15 protein-coding genes and 2 pseudogenes are annotated in these 15,978 nt (G+C 35.0%); 13 read left to right on the plus strand and 4 right to left on the minus strand.

Annotated elements, in window-relative coordinates; all coding sequences use genetic code 11:
• The first annotated feature begins 117 nt into the window (after positions 1–117).
• On the plus strand, positions 118–570 hold the full coding sequence (locus tag L0Z58_RS04700; RefSeq protein ID WP_015589289.1) for a hypothetical protein: 453 nt from the start codon (positions 118–120) through the stop codon (positions 568–570).
• A 320-nt stretch (positions 571–890) separates the two neighbouring features.
• Positions 891–1,851 (plus strand): annotated as a pseudogene (locus L0Z58_RS07105) (IS110 family transposase).
• Between the two features lie 213 nt (positions 1,852–2,064).
• Here L0Z58_RS07105 and L0Z58_RS04715 read toward each other — a convergent pair.
• Entirely contained in the window at positions 2,065–3,339 is a 1,275-nt protein-coding gene (locus L0Z58_RS04715) for an APC family permease (protein ID WP_041580647.1), read from the minus strand.
• Positions 3,340–3,474: 135 nt separating this feature from the next.
• Between L0Z58_RS04715 and L0Z58_RS04720 the strand changes: the two genes are divergently transcribed.
• The gene (locus L0Z58_RS04720; RefSeq protein WP_010962948.1) at positions 3,475–4,941 is read left to right on the plus strand and encodes a membrane protein; all 1,467 of its coding nucleotides are present in this window, start codon (positions 3,475–3,477) and stop codon (positions 4,939–4,941) included.
• Between the two features lie 114 nt (positions 4,942–5,055).
• Here L0Z58_RS04720 and L0Z58_RS07110 read toward each other — a convergent pair.
• Positions 5,056–5,232, minus strand: a pseudogene (locus L0Z58_RS07110) (WPE palindromic element domain-containing protein); the annotation flags it as partial.
• 135 nt (positions 5,233–5,367) lie between these two features.
• Here L0Z58_RS07110 and L0Z58_RS04735 point away from each other — a divergent pair.
• The 5 genes from L0Z58_RS04735 to L0Z58_RS04745 all read left to right on the plus strand — a co-directional run bounded on the left by L0Z58_RS04735 (position 5,368) and on the right by L0Z58_RS04745 (position 7,543).
• Positions 5,368–6,534 (plus strand): aspartate kinase, encoded by a 1,167-nt coding sequence (locus tag L0Z58_RS04735; RefSeq protein WP_010962950.1) that lies wholly within the window; start codon positions 5,368–5,370, stop codon positions 6,532–6,534.
• A gap of 91 nt (positions 6,535–6,625) precedes the next feature.
• On the plus strand, positions 6,626–6,829 hold the full coding sequence (locus tag L0Z58_RS04740; protein ID WP_007549940.1) for an IS5 family transposase: 204 nt from the start codon (positions 6,626–6,628) through the stop codon (positions 6,827–6,829).
• Positions 6,830–6,862: 33 nt separating this feature from the next.
• Positions 6,863–6,991 carry a hypothetical protein gene (locus L0Z58_RS06680; RefSeq protein ID WP_255317429.1) on the plus strand — a complete coding sequence of 43 codons (129 nt, stop codon included), beginning with the start codon at positions 6,863–6,865 and terminating at the stop codon, positions 6,989–6,991.
• Positions 6,992–7,008: 17 nt separating this feature from the next.
• Positions 7,009–7,245, plus strand: a complete 237-nt coding sequence (locus L0Z58_RS06830; protein WP_238513961.1) for a hypothetical protein — start codon at positions 7,009–7,011, stop codon at positions 7,243–7,245.
• Positions 7,246–7,399: 154 nt separating this feature from the next.
• Positions 7,400–7,543, plus strand: coding sequence for a Putative reverse transcriptase (locus L0Z58_RS04745; protein ID WP_022626389.1), 144 nt, complete (start codon positions 7,400–7,402; stop codon positions 7,541–7,543).
• A gap of 223 nt (positions 7,544–7,766) precedes the next feature.
• Here the strand turns inward: L0Z58_RS04745 and L0Z58_RS04750 are convergent, their stop codons facing one another.
• Positions 7,767–9,683, minus strand: coding sequence for an ATP-dependent helicase (locus tag L0Z58_RS04750; RefSeq protein WP_010962951.1), 1,917 nt, complete (start codon positions 9,681–9,683; stop codon positions 7,767–7,769).
• 127 nt (positions 9,684–9,810) lie between these two features.
• On the minus strand, positions 9,811–10,239 hold the full coding sequence (locus L0Z58_RS04755) for a WD_0964 family protein (RefSeq protein WP_010082321.1): 429 nt from the start codon (positions 10,237–10,239) through the stop codon (positions 9,811–9,813).
• Between the two features lie 192 nt (positions 10,240–10,431).
• Between L0Z58_RS04755 and L0Z58_RS04760 the strand changes: the two genes are divergently transcribed.
• From L0Z58_RS04760 to L0Z58_RS04780, 5 genes are read left to right on the plus strand one after another with little or no spacing between them, the layout of a single operon-like run.
• On the plus strand, positions 10,432–11,019 hold the full coding sequence (locus L0Z58_RS04760) for an NADH-quinone oxidoreductase subunit J (protein WP_010962952.1): 588 nt from the start codon (positions 10,432–10,434) through the stop codon (positions 11,017–11,019).
• Positions 11,010–11,318, plus strand: coding sequence for an NADH-quinone oxidoreductase subunit NuoK (nuoK, locus tag L0Z58_RS04765; RefSeq protein ID WP_010962953.1), 309 nt, complete (start codon positions 11,010–11,012; stop codon positions 11,316–11,318). Before L0Z58_RS04760 ends, nuoK begins: the two co-directional genes overlap by 10 nt.
• Complete coding sequence (gene nuoL, locus L0Z58_RS04770) at positions 11,315–13,162, plus strand: NADH-quinone oxidoreductase subunit L (RefSeq protein WP_022626390.1); 1,848 nt, start codon at positions 11,315–11,317, stop codon at positions 13,160–13,162. Before nuoK ends, nuoL begins: the two co-directional genes overlap by 4 nt.
• Positions 13,163–13,165: 3 nt before the next feature.
• Positions 13,166–14,608 carry a complex I subunit 4 family protein gene (locus L0Z58_RS04775; RefSeq protein ID WP_010962955.1) on the plus strand — a complete coding sequence of 481 codons (1,443 nt, stop codon included), beginning with the start codon at positions 13,166–13,168 and terminating at the stop codon, positions 14,606–14,608.
• Positions 14,605–15,969 (plus strand): NADH-quinone oxidoreductase subunit N, encoded by a 1,365-nt coding sequence (locus L0Z58_RS04780; protein ID WP_010962956.1) that lies wholly within the window; start codon positions 14,605–14,607, stop codon positions 15,967–15,969. The genes L0Z58_RS04775 and L0Z58_RS04780 overlap by 4 nt, the downstream gene beginning before the upstream one ends.
• The last annotated feature ends 9 nt before the right edge of the window (positions 15,970–15,978 follow it).

The raw sequence follows: 15,978 nt of genomic DNA on the forward strand, positions 1-15,978 counted from the left end.
GTTCTATTATATTTTTACTGACAAAATTTACAATTGTTTTAATATTTTTACCTTGCAATTAATTGTAATTTAGCTATTATTATACAATATTAGTAATATTAGATAATGAAATGAAAGATGAGTAAGGAATACGATGAAACTAAGGTTAAACCTGCAATGTCTACACCTCAAGGGCCTGAAGGAACCAATGGATCAAAGGCCCAAAGTGTTCTTTCGAATAAAAGAAAGCCTACAATAAATTTTGATGATAAAAAGTATGGTGTAAAAACCTCTAAAATAGACCAACAGTCTCTAAACAAAAGACAAGAATCTTCAAAGCTAAGAGATCTCTTAAGGTCAATACCAATAATAAGGAGATTTTTAGCAAGGATTTTCACACCTGAAAAAATAGAAATCATCAGTAACCCTATATATGACAACATGGAAGCATATAAAAAATCGCAGGAAGATTACCCTAGTAAGATAAAAGATGAAACTAGTATAGATGATGAACACACAAAAGAAGTAGATAGTAAACTTGAGAAGGGTAATGTTGAACAAGTGGACAACAAGAAAAGTCGTAGTTCATAAATATCAATCATTTAAAAATTATCTCTAGTTATAACATTGTATCTGTTCAGATGCATGGCTCATGTACAAATATTGAAACAAAAATTCCAGTGCTCCTTTCTCGTCATCCCAGTGCGTGACACTTGTATCTTTATGATGTGAGGCATTAGAGCTAAAATACCTCACAGGGAGGGTGAAGCTGATGCGACACTAATGCCATTAAGCCAGATTTTGCTTCCCTCCCATAGAGTTAAAGACTGAACAGTATCTTTTGGAATTATATCCCGTATTACAAGGTTAGTCTAAACTCTCAGTTTATTTATAGTCTTGGAGGCAATTTTATGCAAGTAAATGCTATTTTGGGTGTGGATATTTCAAAAAAGAAATTTGATGTTTGTTTGTTAGTGGACAGTAAAAAACGACACAAAGTCTTTCAAAATAATCAAGATGGTTTTGCAAAACTTGTAGTTTGGTGCAATGGCCATGGAGCAAATCTTACTCATTTATGTCTTGAAGCAACTAGTTGGTATGGAGAAGATTTGGCTACTTTTATGCACGATTTAGGACATAATGTCAGTATAGTAAACCCAGAAAGCTTTTGGCAAAAGTGAGCTGCTCAGAAATAAGACAGATAAATCAGATGCAGCTATGATAGCTAGATTTTGTATCGCCAACAAACCTGCTCTTTGGAAGCCCATTGCACCTGAAATGAGGCATTTGAGGGAGCTTTACCGTTGCATGCAATCGCTAAAAGATGATAAGGTGCAACAGACAAATCGCTTGGAAAACAAAAATATGCATTCCAGTTGCAAAGAAGCTATATCTAAAGTAATTTTGGCAATAGAGGAGCAAATTATTGTTCTCGAAAAAGAAATTAATGAGCATATAAATAACTATCCACATCTAAAAAATATGGTGGAAAACCTTAAGACTATAAAAGGTATAGGATATCTTACTGCTGTTGCTGTTGTCGCAGAAATGCCATCAGTTGATAACTTTGACAATGTTAAACAATTTACAGCTTTTGCTGGTCTAAATCCAGGACATTATCAATCGGGATCGTCAGTAAGTAAGAGAAGTTGCATATGCAAAATAGGATCTGAGCGTATTCGAAAAGCTCTTTATATGCCAGCTATAGTAGTCAAAAACCATAATAATCATTTTCAAAAGTTTTGTCAGCGTCTAGCAAGTAAAGGCAAATGTCCAAAAGTCATAGTTCTTGCGTTAATGCGAAAATTAATGCATGTCTTTTTTGGTATTCTTAAAAATAATCAACCATTTAATTGTAATTTTGTTGGATAATTTGTTTGACAGCAGAGACAGTATCTGGGATCCAGATTGGGCACTAAGTTGGTAAACACGAAAGCGATTAATCCTTTACAACGTTTTTGATGGAACTGCGCGAAAGAACTGGATGCCAGTGTCACGCACTGGCATGACACCCATTTCTTCCTATAGTTGTCTTTTCTCGTCTACCTTATTTTGCCACTCTGCTGAACAGATACATAACATTTGCTATACAGAAACTCTGCGATACCAAAATAAATAAAGAGGTACGCCACTTGCAGTGAATAAGCTTGCGATCAGCAAGGTATTCACAGAAGTTTCAAATATTACCCAGCAGCAAAAGGTTGTTGCTATACTGCCAATTAAAAATTTGTAACAACTCTTTTCTTGCACAATAACTTTGAGAAAAGCAAGACTGCATGCAAGGTAAACAAATAAAAATGAAACTACAGAAAAGTCGATAATTGATGTGATCTGCTTAGCAAAATTGTTGCTTGAAGTGAGGATTAGTAAAGTTGCAGTTCCAACTGAGCTAGTTGTTATGCCCCAGAAAGGAGAACCGTGCTTGTTTCTTTGAGCAAAAAACTGTGGCATCAGTTTATCTTTTGCAAGGCCAAGGGCCACTTGTCCACTAGCTAGTACCCAAGCGTTTAAAGTACCAACACAAAAAATGAACGCAGTTATAGAAATAATCAAGTGCCAATTGCCAGAGGCCATAATTTTTATTGCGTCAACATATGGTGCTCTTGAACTTGCTAAATCATTGCCATTTATTAATCCCATAATTGCAAGATTGTTGATAAAATACACAACAGCAACAGAGATTGTTCCAAGTACCACAGCTCTTGGTATTGTTCTAGCTGGATTATCAACTGACCCTGCAGGTGCTGTTGCCAATTCAACTCCAATAAAACCCCATAGAGTAATAAGTGTAGAACGGGCAAGAATCTGCGATGTTGTAAGATTTGATATTTCTTCACTTATGATGAAGTTATTTCTATCAAAAAAAAACAATGCTGCTATAGGCATTACAAGCAATACAGAAATTTTTATCACCGTCAATAAAAACTCAACACGTCCAGCAGTAGCTACTCCTCTAAAATTTATTAGTGTAATAATTGTAAGTAATAACATCTCTAAAAACAGATGTACGTTTTGAATATCTTCATGGAAAAATGGTGTAAGATAACCAACACCCACAACTATTACGGCTGTTGTGCTAACCCATGAGATCACCCAATACGTCCAACCAACAAAAAAAGCTGCAGCAGGGCCAAAAGCATGCTTTACATAGACGTGAGGGCCACCCGTTTCCGGAAATTTTGCGCAGAGTGAGGCAAAAACTAAAGCAAGAGATATAGCACCAAGCCCTGATATTATCCAGCTTATAAGGCTATACATGCCATATGGAGCAAGGCTAATTGGAAGCATAAAAATTCCAGAGCCAATTTGGCTGCTAATCACTAAGGCAAAAATAGCCCAAAAACCTATTTTATTTAACACAATAATTCTTATCTAAATAGATTAACAATATACCCTAAACTCAGAAATTTCAATTGATCTTTTAACATAAAAACTTGCATTTTTTTCAATTTATTCCTAAAATAGATTATATTAACAGATTATTAAGAGGGGGTTATGAATCCGAGATTAAAAGCATTTTTGGTTGTTTGTAGTATTATTGCATTTTTGATTGCACTTTTGTTTCTCGTGTATTATTTAAATCTTCTTGTTAACTATATCCTTGACCCGATTCTAGTTCGTCCCTTTGAAAGATTATACAAAAACTTAATTGTTGATGGTCTTTATGCCTATTTATCTACAAGCACTTCTAGCCCTGCACTAGCATTTTTGGCTACAGGTTTTATTGTTATTGCTGCGTTTATTTGCCTGAATAAAATGCTTCTTCCCTTGCAAGAGAAGATCATAAACAACTATACCTCCTTTAAAAACAACAATATTGATAGCAATAGCATGTTGTTTGAGGTTTATAAAGATCCAACAATAAAATTAAAGGACAAAATCTTATTCTTCAGTATACACTTGATATATTACCTACAGCTTCCATTTTTGTATATTGCATCAAAGGTATCAGCTCTACGTGGGTTTCTTATATTTAATTTTGGTTTATTATTGTTAAATTATGCACTGCTAATTCCAGTAGCACTTCTTGAGTTAATAAAATATCCATCAGTAAAACTCTTTTCACCTTTGGGTTTGAATGTAAAGCAGCTAAGCTTTTTGTTTAATGTAAGTGATGTGGGTACTAGTAGTCAGAGCGTTCATACTAGAAGTTTTCAGCAAAGCGTTATTGAATGTGCCAAAAAATTAAAGGAAGAACATGGTACGCCGTTAAATGAGTTGGATGAAGAGTTTAAAAGTTATATAAGCGGTTTAACAAGTCAGCAAAAACGAATGATAGAACCTTATCTAAGATTGGATGGTTATGAAACTGGGGAGTGGGTAAATTGGGCAGATTCACAAACCGGATTGACATTGACACAGGCTATAAATTTAGTTTTAATTGCGGCAAGAAAGCAAAATGCAGATATAGAATTATTGAAGTCTATATTACTGGTTCGCTTTGAGGAAAGTAATCGCCAATGTGGTCCTGGAATGCTCAACCGTATCATTTATGCATTAAGTGGTCTTAAAGCGGAAAATAATTTTGCAGCTCAACTAGAGCCTCAGCCAATAGGAAAGTTGGCTAGTGATGCTACTAAAAGATTTCTTGAGAAATATGTGGATAAGCACTACCATAAAATAAAAGTTTTGAAAGAAAATTTTGATAATTTGTATTCACCAAGTTCTGGGGTGGATTTGAGCAGCGTGAGTGATGAAGTAAAGGATGGCATTTCTTATACAAGAGATGCTATAAAAGAATTTGTGTTTAAGGAATTATATGTAAAGTTTTATAACGACTATGGAGAACATATTCGGAGAGGGCAAATAAAACAAAGGCTAAGAGAATTAATAACAGATGAAGTCATAGATGCAGCAATATCTTATAAGATAGACGAGATAGAAACTCCTGCAGAACCACTTACTTATCTTGAAAGAGTAAAAACATTTTTTGGAGGTCATGCAAGGTCTTCTGCTGCTTAGTGGTTTAGTTCGTGCTATATAGCTAAACTGACTTAGATTTACTGACAATTTTAAAACAACAAATTCGTCATTCCGCTACTAGTTAGCGGAATCTATACCGCGAATGAATCCATAGCTGTACGAACATTGTGATTTGAGAGCAATTTCCACAAGGGAGGGTGTCATTCCAGTGCTTGGCACTGGAATCCAGCCTTTATTATGCAGCCACTTGGTTGAAATTAAGTCTTCTGGATCCCAGTGTCTAGGCACTGGGATGACACCATTTGCTGTGCAATTTACCTTCAAAAATGAATGTTCGTACAGCTATGGAATGAATCGTGGTATGACGCGTTAGCTATAGCTTTGTCTTCCCTTTTCTGAATGGCTTGCAAGCTGCTATCTCTACAAAAACTATATTTTTCTTCAGAAGAGAGTTATATTGTAACTATGGACAAAATAATCATAAAAAAATTTGGTGGGACTTCGCTAACTGATTTAAACCGAGTTGCAAATTTGATAAAAAACGATATTGAGAAAGGTTGTAATGTAATCGTTGTTGTATCTGCTGTTGCAGGATTTACTGACCAAATGGTTTTTCAGGCTAGGCAAATCTCAAATTTAAGTTATAGACAAGAGTTATCAGAGTATGACGTTATGCTTTCAGCAGGAGAACAAATCTCTTGCGGTCTATTAGCTATCACTCTCCAATCGATCGGAGTTAATGCTAAATCGTGGCTTGCCTGGCAGTTACCAATTGTAACTGATGATTTTTATTCTGAGTCTAAAATAAAAACAATAAAGATTGAACGTGTGAAAAGATCTTTTGCTGAGGGTTATACTGCTGCGATCATTGCTGGTTTTCAGGGTATAAATGATGATAGAATCACTACTTTTGGAAGAGGAGGCTCTGATATATCAGCAGTTGCCTTCGCGGTAGCCTTTGGTGTTAGAACTTGCGAAATTTTTACTGATATTGATGGAATATATACAGCAGACCCGAGAATTGTTCCAAAGGCACGCAAGCTCAAATTTATCTCTTACGATGAAATGTTGGAAATGTCGTCATCTGGTGCTAAAATACTGCATAATCGTTCAGTACAACTTGCAATGAAACATAACATTAAAGTGCAAGTGCTATCCACTTTTAAGGAAGTAGAAGGCACCACAGTGCTACACAAAAGGGATGTACTAGAGAGATACTTAATTACTGGAATAACTTATAGCACTAATGAAGCTCTTGTAACTTTCACTAACCTTGCAAATAACTTGCGTACTTTAAGAGATATAGCAGGAGCAAACGTTAAAATTGATATGATACATGGGTCAAGTTTTGTTATCTCCAAATTTGATATTGATTTAATGGAAAAGTTACTGAATAAGAATGAAAATTATGCTATAAACGATAATGTAGCTAAAATTTCAATAATTGGTATTGGTGTTATGTCTAACACTGAAGTGATGCACCGCACACTCAAGGTTTTAAGCGAAAAAAAGATAGAAATACTTGCTATCACAACATCTGAAATCAAAATCAGTATAATTGTTCAAAAAGAATGCGCTGTAGCTTTAGTCAAAGATTTACATACTGAGTATGAGCTTGATATGCAGCACTAGGATAGGCTTGACGTCCAGTTGTCTAAGAGTATGTCTTAAAAAGGAATGAGGAAAAAAATATGATAGTGTAAGTAAAAAATAGGAGGGAAAATTGTATCCAAGTGATATAAGTGATAAGGAATGGGAAATTTTGGAGCCACATGTTGCACAAGGAAAGATAGGGAGGCCAAGAAAGCACAATATCAGAACAATTATTAATGCAATAAGGTATATAATGAGAGGTGGTTGTCAATGGAGAATGCTGCCGAAAGATTTTCCTCCATGGAAGACGGTGTATGACTATTTTCTCAGGTGACGTAGTAATGGCAAATTGGAAAAAATACATAATATGCTAGTAAAAGAGGTAAGAAAAATGTTTGGTAAAAATGAAACACCTTCAGTAGGAATAATTGACAGTCAATCAGTAAAAACCACTCAAAAAGGGGATCCAGAGGATATGATGCTGAAAAAAAAATAAAGGGTAGAAAACGTCATATTGTTGTAGATACAGTGGGCTTAATTATTGCGGCTGATGTTCATAGTGCAAGTGTTCAAGATCGTGATGGTGCTCTAAATCTTTTCACTCAAGCTAAATACAAGGCTCCAACTTTACGTAAGTTTTTTGCTGATCAAGGATACATAGCAAAACCGCTGTTTATTGGAGACAGGATACGATTACCAAGAAAGCTGTTGATGTTACAGGATTTTTCGACAATCTGGACCACAATTTAGCACTGCAGGCTATCAAGAAGCACACAGACTGCAAATGGGTCATACTGTATGTTGAAAGGTGGATGAAATCCCCTATTCAGCAAGCAGATGGCAGTAAGGGAAAAAAGGAGTTCCGCAAGGAGGTTCAATAAGCCCAATCATTTCAAACATATTTATGCACCATGCATTTGATATATGGATGAAACAAAATCACCCAACAGTACCATTTGAAAGATATGTGGATGATGCGATAGTGCACTGCAGAACTAAAAGACAGGCAGAATTTATGCGAGCAGCAATTGAAGAAAGATTGGCATAATGTAAGCTAAAATTGCAACCTGATACCAATGCCATTCCAAAACTCCATCATTATATTGCCTTAGTATAACCTTCTCACTTCTATTGTCTATTTGTTTGTTATGTAATAGAAATTGGTATGAGATTGAAGAATTAAGTGTGAACGGTTACAGAATTTTTGCCAGGAGAAACATATAGTTAAAGTAATTCAGATTTGTAAGATATGTTTATCTGCAATTATAGCTTCAACAGTAGGCAATGTTGCTTTTAATTACCTCAACATTTTCTCTTGGCAATTCTTTAATGAACCCAGAAGTGCGCATCGGTTGCCACTGGTTGTTAATTTCCCTCCTATCTGCACATGAAATGATTAACCTTTCTTTGGCTCTGGTTATGCCAACATATGCGAGTCTCCTTTCTTCTTCTAAAGCTTTACCACTTTTGTCATCAAAAGATCTTTGATGAGGAAATAATCCCTCTTCCCAACCAGGTAGAAACACGCACGGGAATTCAAGTCCTTTGGCTGCATGAAGAGTCATAACATATACGGTGTCATCGTTATTCATATTATCCACTTCCATCACCAGACTTATATGCTCCAAGAAAGTTGTGGCATTATCGAAATTTTTTAAAGATGAGATGAGCTCTTTAACATTTTCTATTCGTGCTAAGCCTGTTACCTCCTCATTTTCAAGCATTTCAATATATCCTGATTGGTTTGCTACGATTTTAACGAATTCATGCAGTGGTTTTACGCTTACTATTTCTTCCCAAGCTTTAATTTTATTTAAAAAATCGTTGAGTGAGAGTTTAATTCTTTCGGTTACCTGATTACTATTAACTAATATTTTTGCTGCCTCAAAAAAAGAAATTTTGTTATCCTGAGCAGTCGTGTATATTTTCTTTAGAGTTGTAGCTCCTATGCTTCTTTTTGGCCGATTTACTATCCTTTCGAAAGCTAAGTCATCGTTATTGTTTGTAACAAGTCTTAAATATGCAATTATATCCCTGACTTCCTGACGTTCGTAGAATTTTACGCCACTTATAATCTTGTAGGGAATTGAATATTTTATAAAATACTCTTCGAGAACTCTAGTTTGAAAAGTGGCCCTTACCAGCACTGCAATGTCACTAAATCTGTATTTATTGAGTTTCAATATCTGTTCGCTTATGAACCTTGCTTCAGCTTTCCCATCCCATAATTTTATTAGATTTACCTTTTCCCCTTCAATGTTTGTTGTCCACAATTTTTTTTCTAAGCGAGTCTTATTGTGATTGATAACATATGACGCAGTTGCAAGTATGTGGGATGTTGACCTGTAGTTACACTCTAGTTTAACGGTTTTTGCATTTTTAAAATCATCAGAAAACTTCAAAATATTTTCAACTTCTGCACCACGCCAACTATATATCGACTGGTCATCATCTCCTACACAGCAAATATTTGAGTGCTCTTTTGCAAGGTATTTTAGCCAAAGATATTGTATCGCATTTGTATCTTGATATTCATCTACCATAACATATTTAAACTTGTTTTGGTAGTAGGACAGAACTTCGGTCTTTTGATTAAAGAGCTGTATGTTATATAGCAATAAGTCACCAAAATCGACAGAATTAAGGAATTTCAACCTTTCCTGATACTGGTGATAGACTTTGAGTGCAGTTACATATACTGGCCTAAATGATTGAATATCTTCCACTTCAGATGGCAATAAGCACTTCTCTTTCCATTGCTGAATAATATTCATAATGGTCTTACATTTTTCTGATAGGTAATCAGGATTTATTTCATTGATAATATTTTTTATTACCTGTAATTGGTCATCCACACCAATGATTGTAAAATTAGGGTTTAAGCCCACAATTTCTGCGTGCAGGCGCAAGATTTTTGCTGCAATTGCATGGAAAGTGCCAAGCCATGGTATGTTTGTGCCCGTTAGCTCAAGTACCCTTGATACCATCTCATTTGCTGCTTTATTTGTAAATGTAACTGCTAATATCTCATCAGAATAAGCGTGACCGTTTCTAATTATGTGTGCTATTCTTGAAGTAATCGTTCTTGTTTTTCCCGTCCCGGCTCCTGCCAGTATCAAAACTGGTCCATCTATGTTAGTTACAGCTGATTGTTGTTCTGGATTTAGCAGTGAGAGATAATCGTTCATCGTAGCCCTATAGATTATAACTTCGTAAAGTTAAACCTATGATTGAAATATTGTAAAGGTTTTATTGAATAGAACAGTTAAAGAATGCTTCACTCAAGTACTACATATTTAAACGTAGGTTTTACATCTATTTTGTTTTAGTAGTTTCAGGTGTATGTCGAGTAACAACAACTTGATTTGAGGTATTGGCACCAGAACTTCTGCTTGTTGGGTGGATAAGTGGAGTTTGGAATGGCTTATATGTACGGTTTAGTTCCTTCATTTCTATTTCTTCAACTTCAACAAGGGGTTTTTCTTTTGGGGTATAGCGATTATGCGTTGCAGGTCGTTCAGTGAGATTTTCATATGTTTCTTTCAACCAAGTTCCGATATCATACATAAATCCATACGCTTTTTCTTTAAATTCTCTCAATGATCTACTGAAACTTGCTAGTGTGTTATTAAAGTAAATTGTCATATAGTCTCTTGTGGTGTATTGATAACTTTCTCCATCTAGTCTGCTACTTTGTGCGTTAGAACTATTGTTGCTTTTAAAATAACCAAATATGTTGTACATTTTGAGCCGCCATTAATTACTAACATACACATATTATATATTGATAAATTAAGGACTTAGAAAGCGCTCTGTATAATAATTTAAAATGGAGCTGGAGCTTTGTAGTACAATATTTTCAAACGTTTAATATAATATTGACTTTACAACGATAGTCACTTTAAATTAGTAACTATTGTTGCAGTTAAAGTATCAATGCCTTTTTTCTTTTATTTTTTTGCAATTCTTAGCATTTTATCTGCTGTATGCGTAATTAGTGTAAGAAATCCTGTGCATGCAGTATTATTTTTAATTTTCACCTTCGTTAACTCTGCAGTGCTTTTCATTCTCCTTGGAGCTGAATTCATCGCTATGATGGTACTGATAGTATACATCGGTGCAGTTGCAGTGTTGTTCCTCTTTGTAGTTATGATGCTCGATATTGACTACATAAGATTGCGCCAGGGTTTTGCGAAGCATTTCACTCTTGGTGCTATATTGTGTGGTGTGTTTTTTTTGATTATCAGTTTTGTAATCCGCAGCTCAACGCTGAATATAAGTAATGTTATAAACTATAATGCCAATAACGTGAAAGCTATCGGTAATTTGCTCTACACTGACTACATGTACGCTTTTCATCTTTCTGGAATTTTGCTACTTGTTGCAATTGTCGGTGCAATTGCTCTTACTTTGCAGGACAAGAAAAAAGGAGTTAAAAAACAGAATGTATTAAAGCAATTGACGCAATCTTCATCTGTAAAATTGGTTAAGGCTAAATTTGGAAAAGGAGTGGAATGGAAATAGGATTAAATCATTTTTTGATAGTTGCTGCTATTTTGTTCACTGTTGGGGTGTGCGGTATTTTCATCAACCGTAAGAGCATAATCAATATATTGTTATCAATAGAAATATTATTGTTGGCGATTAACATCAATCTAGTTGCTTTTTCTGCCTTTATGAATGATATAGTTGGGCAAATTTTTGTGATGTTTGTGTTGACTGTTGCGGCAGCAGAGTCAGGAGTTGGGCTTGCAATATTGGTTGTATATTATAGAAGCCGTGGCAATATAGATGTTGAACAAGCAAATTTAATGAAAGAATGATGGATATACTGAAATTAATAGTATTTTTGCCACTTTTTGGTTCGCTATTTGCAGCACTTTTTAGAAAAAGTCAGTTAGTTACAACGGCAGGGATTGGAATATCTGCAGTTTTATCTTGGTATGTTTTTCTCACCTTCTCTGAAAATTATCACTTGAGTTTATTTCCTTTGTTTTCATTGAGCATCTTAAAAGTAAATTGGGCAATTAGTGTGGATGCTCTCTCATCCTTAATGCTTATTGTTATTACCACCGTTTCACTGGTAGTACATCTCTACTCTATCGGTTATATGGAGCATGATAAGGGGAAGTCGAGGTTTTTTTCTTACCTATCGCTATTTACGTTTTGCATGATTGTGCTGGTTGTAAGCGATAATTTCGTGCAGCTTTTTTTTGGCTGGGAAGGGGTTGGCCTATGTTCTTATTTACTCATAGGATTTTGGTTCCAAAAATATTCTGCAAATAATGCAGCAATTAAAGCATTTGTTGTGAATAGGGTAGGAGACTTTGCACTATTGATTGGAATCTTTCTTATTTATTATACATTTCACTCTTTGAATTTTACTGAAGTTTTTGACACAACTGATCTTCTTGGCACGCAGAACATTAGGGCATTCTGCTGTGAATTCAAAGTAACTCATATAATATGCATATTACTTTTTATTGGCTGTATGGGTAAATCTGCACAGCTTGGTTTACATGTTTGGTTGCCAGATGCAATGGAAGGGCCAACTCCTGTTTCTGCACTTATTCACGCAGCAACGATGGTAACAGCAGGTATATTTTTAGTAGCAAAGTGTTCTCCATTGTTTGAGTTATCAAATGTGGCACGAGAATTAATAGTTATCGTTGGAGCACTCACTGCTTTTTTTGCAGCCACCGTTGCAATTACTCAGAACGATATAAAGAAAATAATTGCTTATTCAACCTGCAGTCAACTTGGTTATATGTTCATGGCATGTGGGCTTTCTGCTTACAATGTTGCTATTTTTCATTTAATGACACACGCTTTTTTTAAAGCTCTACTATTTCTTGGTGCTGGCAATGTGATTCATGCAATGCATCATGAGCAAAACATTCAGAAAATGGGAAATTGCTGGAAGAAAATCCCTTGCACTTACGCTCTCATGTGGATTGGATCTCTTGCGCTTTCTGGGATATTCCCATTTGCAGGTTTTTATTCAAAGGATTTGATAATTGAACATGCTTATAGCACGGATAGCTTTGCTTTTGTAATAAGCTTAGTTGTTGCATTCTTCACAGCGTTTTACTCTTGGAGGTTATTGCTTCTTGTGTTCCACAGCCAAAAACAAAGTAAAATTAATATACATGAGGCACCAAAGATTATGCTTATACCATTACTGATACTCGCTTTTGGATCAGTATTTTCTGGAATATGGGGAGCAAATATTTTGAACATAACTAGTAATGCGTTTTGGAAATCAAGTTTAGTGATGATTGATGAGCATGGAGTTCATAATTTCTTTATAAAACTACTGCCAACCTTAGCAAGCCTAAGTGGAATAGCACTTGCGTACCTAATTTACCAATATCAAGTAATTAGGCAAATTAAGAGTAAATTTTTACTTAAGTTTTTGCAGAATAAATGGTACTTTGATGAGGTGTATGAGTTTGTTATAATTGCACCGATAAGGTTTATATCTAGGCTTCTATGGAAGTTTGATGTTAAGGCTATTGATTCATTTGGACCAAATGGTGTTGTAAGGTTGGTTAATGAATGTTCAAAAAGTTCTATAAAGTTACAAACTGGTTATATATTTGATTATGCATTTATTATGTTTGTTACTCTAATAATCGGTGCTTTATATATTATTGGAATTAAATAGAAGGTGTTGTTACTTAGTATATTCTTGCTTCCACTGATAGGAGCGTTGATTTTATCCTTAATCAGGATTAATCATCAATCTATACACTTAAGATTCCTTGCTCTATTTTTTGCTGTACTTCCATTTTTGCTTAGCATTGTAGCTTGTATAGAATTTGATTATAACAATGCGGACTTTCAGTTTGTCAGCTACCCAATTAGAAATGTTGGAATAGGGATAGATGGTATATCGTTGCTTTTCCTTCTGCTTACAACTTTCTTGTTTGTAATTTGTATACTCTACAACTGCAAAATGAGTTATACGACCCTAAAAGCCTATATGGCATTGTTTCTACTGCTTGAGAGTTTTGTAGTCGGTTTTTTCGTTTCACTGAATGCTATAAGCTTTTATGTGTTTTTTGAAGCTGTTTTAATACCAATGTTCTTTATTATTGGCATCTGGGGAGGAAAACACAGGGTATATGCAACGTTTAAGTTGTTTCTTTATACATTAACTGGCTCATTATTATTTCTACTTGGATTGGTTTACATCTATAACATTTTTGGAACGTTTAATATACAAAAATTAGCTACATTAGTGCCAAGCCTTGATCTTGAAGTGCAGTCATTGCTGTGGATTGCATTTTTTATTTCTTTTGCAATAAAAGTACCGATGTTTCCATTTCACACTTGGCTTCCTGATGCACATGTGCAATCACCAACTTCTGGATCTGTGATTTTAGCTGGCTTGCTTATTAAAATGGGGGGATATGGATTTTTAAGGTTTTCTATTCCAATGCTTCCTCAGGCAAGTTTGTATTTTTCAAATTTCGTTGTTGTGCTGAGCATTATTGCGGTGATATATGCTTCTCTAGTTGCGTTTGCTCAAGATGATATAAAGAAGTTAATAGCTTATTCTTCAATAGCACATATGGGGATCGTTACTGCTGGCCTCTTTTCATTTTGTGAGGAAGGAGTACTGGGTAGCATATTTCAAATGATTAGTCATGGCCTTATTTCTGCTGCTTTATTTTTATGTGTTGGAATGCTATATACTCGAACTGGAACTTTGGAGATTGCAAAATATTTTGGCATAGTAAACACAATGCCAAAATTTGGTTTTATGTTCATTTTATTTTCAATGGCTTCAATAGGGCTACCTGGAACATCTGGGTTCGCAGGTGAGTTTTTGGCTATGGTTGGAATGTTTAAGAGCATAGGGTTTTTTACAGGATTTATCGCACTTGGCACTATTTTAAGCGCAGTTTATATGCTGAATTTATGTAAGCAAATAATATGGGGGGTTAGCTATTCTAAATTATTAAATAACCGTTTGGATAGCATAGAATTTTCTGTCTTAATTCTGCTTGCAGTGTTTGTTATTTTGCTTGGATTTTACCCAACCCTTGCACTGAATTATTTGAAGCCATGTATGGCAAATTTGTTAGTCAAATATAATGCGCTATGAATTATATACAGATATTGCCGGAAACGTTCTCTATTATCTCCTCGTTAGTGTTGCTGCTGCTTGGGATTATATTTAACCGCAGAACTATCAACTTATTAGCACTTGGCTGCACAGTGGTAACTTTGATTATTTTAATTCTTTCGGCAGAAAACAATGAAATTTTTCTCTTTAATTCGTTGTTAAAACTCAATTTATACATCAGGTCAGCCCAAGGGTTAATTCTCAGCACAGGAATTTTAATACTTTTGATGCTGAATTTATCAAAATATGACTATAAGTATGAATTTTCAATGCTGATTCTTTTTGCGCTATTTGGCATGATAACTTTGGTTTCAGCAAATAGTCTGATTTCTTTTTATTTAGCTTTTGAGTTGATAAGTATATCTTTGTATGTTCTTGCGAGCTTTAATAAAGATTCGATTTATTCATGTGAAGCAGGAGTGAAATATTTTACACTCAGTGCATTATCTTCCTGCATTATGCTATATGGAATGTCGCTGCTTTATGGATATACAGGACAAGTCAATTTCTCTGAGCTCGGTTCATTCTTGCAAAACCATCAGATAACTTATGGAATAGTTTTTGGGTTAGTCTTTGTCCTAATTGGTTTGTGTTTCAAGCTTGCTATTGCTCCTTTTCATATGTGGGCTCCAGATGTCTATCAAGGTGCACCTACCATAGTAACTGCGTTTTTTTCTACGGCCCCAAAAGCTGCACTTGTAACATTTTTAATTCGATTGATGAATGAAGAGTTAGTAAATGTAAAAAGTTATATTCAGCCTATTTTCTTATACGTTTCAGCATTGTCTGTTCTTATCTCAGCTTTTGGGGCCTTACGTCAGCAAAACTTAAAAAGGCTGCTTGCTTACAGTTCAATTGGTCACATTGGTTTTATATTTGCTTCACTTTCTATTTTTACACAAGCAGGAACAGATAGTGCCTTAATGTATCTGGTGATATATATCATCACAAGCATAGGGCTATTCTCATATCTTGTACAAATTGACGATGAAGATTGTGATATTGCAAATTTATCTGGTATAGGGAAGAAACGCCCAATTGTAGCATTTCATCTTTCTGTACTGTTACTCTCGATGTCGGGAATACCTCCACTTGCAGGTTTTATCGCTAAATTTTTTATATTCAAAAGTTTAATAAATTCTGGCTTTATCAGCCTGTCTTTGACCCTTGTGGTGGCGAGTGTTGTATCGTGTTACTATTATCTAAATATTATAAAAGCTATGTATTTCGATAAAGCTAGTGGTAATAAGGTTGCTTATTCTAAGGGCCTATTCATTATCACTTCGGTGGCTTCGCTGATCAACCTCGTTCTTTTCTTGTACGTTTTACTCACTCATTGAACTAAAGGG

Source organism: Wolbachia endosymbiont of Aedes aegypti (assembly GCF_021496215.1).
Classification (GTDB): Bacteria; Pseudomonadota; Alphaproteobacteria; order Rickettsiales; family Anaplasmataceae; genus Wolbachia; species Wolbachia pipientis.

Excerpts from the sequence above, each read along its gene's own strand:
- L0Z58_RS04750 (WP_010962951.1), bottom strand. The coding sequence starts at position 9,683 with ATGAACGATTATCTCTCACTGCTAAATCCAGAACAACAATCAGCTGTA.
- L0Z58_RS04745 (WP_022626389.1), top strand. The coding sequence starts at position 7,400 with ATGCACCATGCATTTGATATATGGATGAAACAAAATCACCCAACAGTA.
- nuoL (WP_022626390.1), top strand. The coding sequence starts at position 11,315 with ATGATGGATATACTGAAATTAATAGTATTTTTGCCACTTTTTGGTTCG.
- L0Z58_RS04735 (WP_010962950.1), top strand. The coding sequence starts at position 5,368 with ATGGACAAAATAATCATAAAAAAATTTGGTGGGACTTCGCTAACTGAT.
- nuoK (WP_010962953.1), top strand. The coding sequence starts at position 11,010 with ATGGAAATAGGATTAAATCATTTTTTGATAGTTGCTGCTATTTTGTTC.
- L0Z58_RS04755 (WP_010082321.1), bottom strand. The coding sequence starts at position 10,239 with ATGTACAACATATTTGGTTATTTTAAAAGCAACAATAGTTCTAACGCA.
- L0Z58_RS04700 (WP_015589289.1), top strand. The coding sequence starts at position 118 with ATGAGTAAGGAATACGATGAAACTAAGGTTAAACCTGCAATGTCTACA.
- L0Z58_RS04760 (WP_010962952.1), top strand. The coding sequence starts at position 10,432 with ATGCCTTTTTTCTTTTATTTTTTTGCAATTCTTAGCATTTTATCTGCT.
- L0Z58_RS04720 (WP_010962948.1), top strand. The coding sequence starts at position 3,475 with ATGAATCCGAGATTAAAAGCATTTTTGGTTGTTTGTAGTATTATTGCA.
- L0Z58_RS06680 (WP_255317429.1), top strand. The coding sequence starts at position 6,863 with ATGCTAGTAAAAGAGGTAAGAAAAATGTTTGGTAAAAATGAAACACCT.
- L0Z58_RS04780 (WP_010962956.1), top strand. The coding sequence starts at position 14,605 with ATGAATTATATACAGATATTGCCGGAAACGTTCTCTATTATCTCCTCG.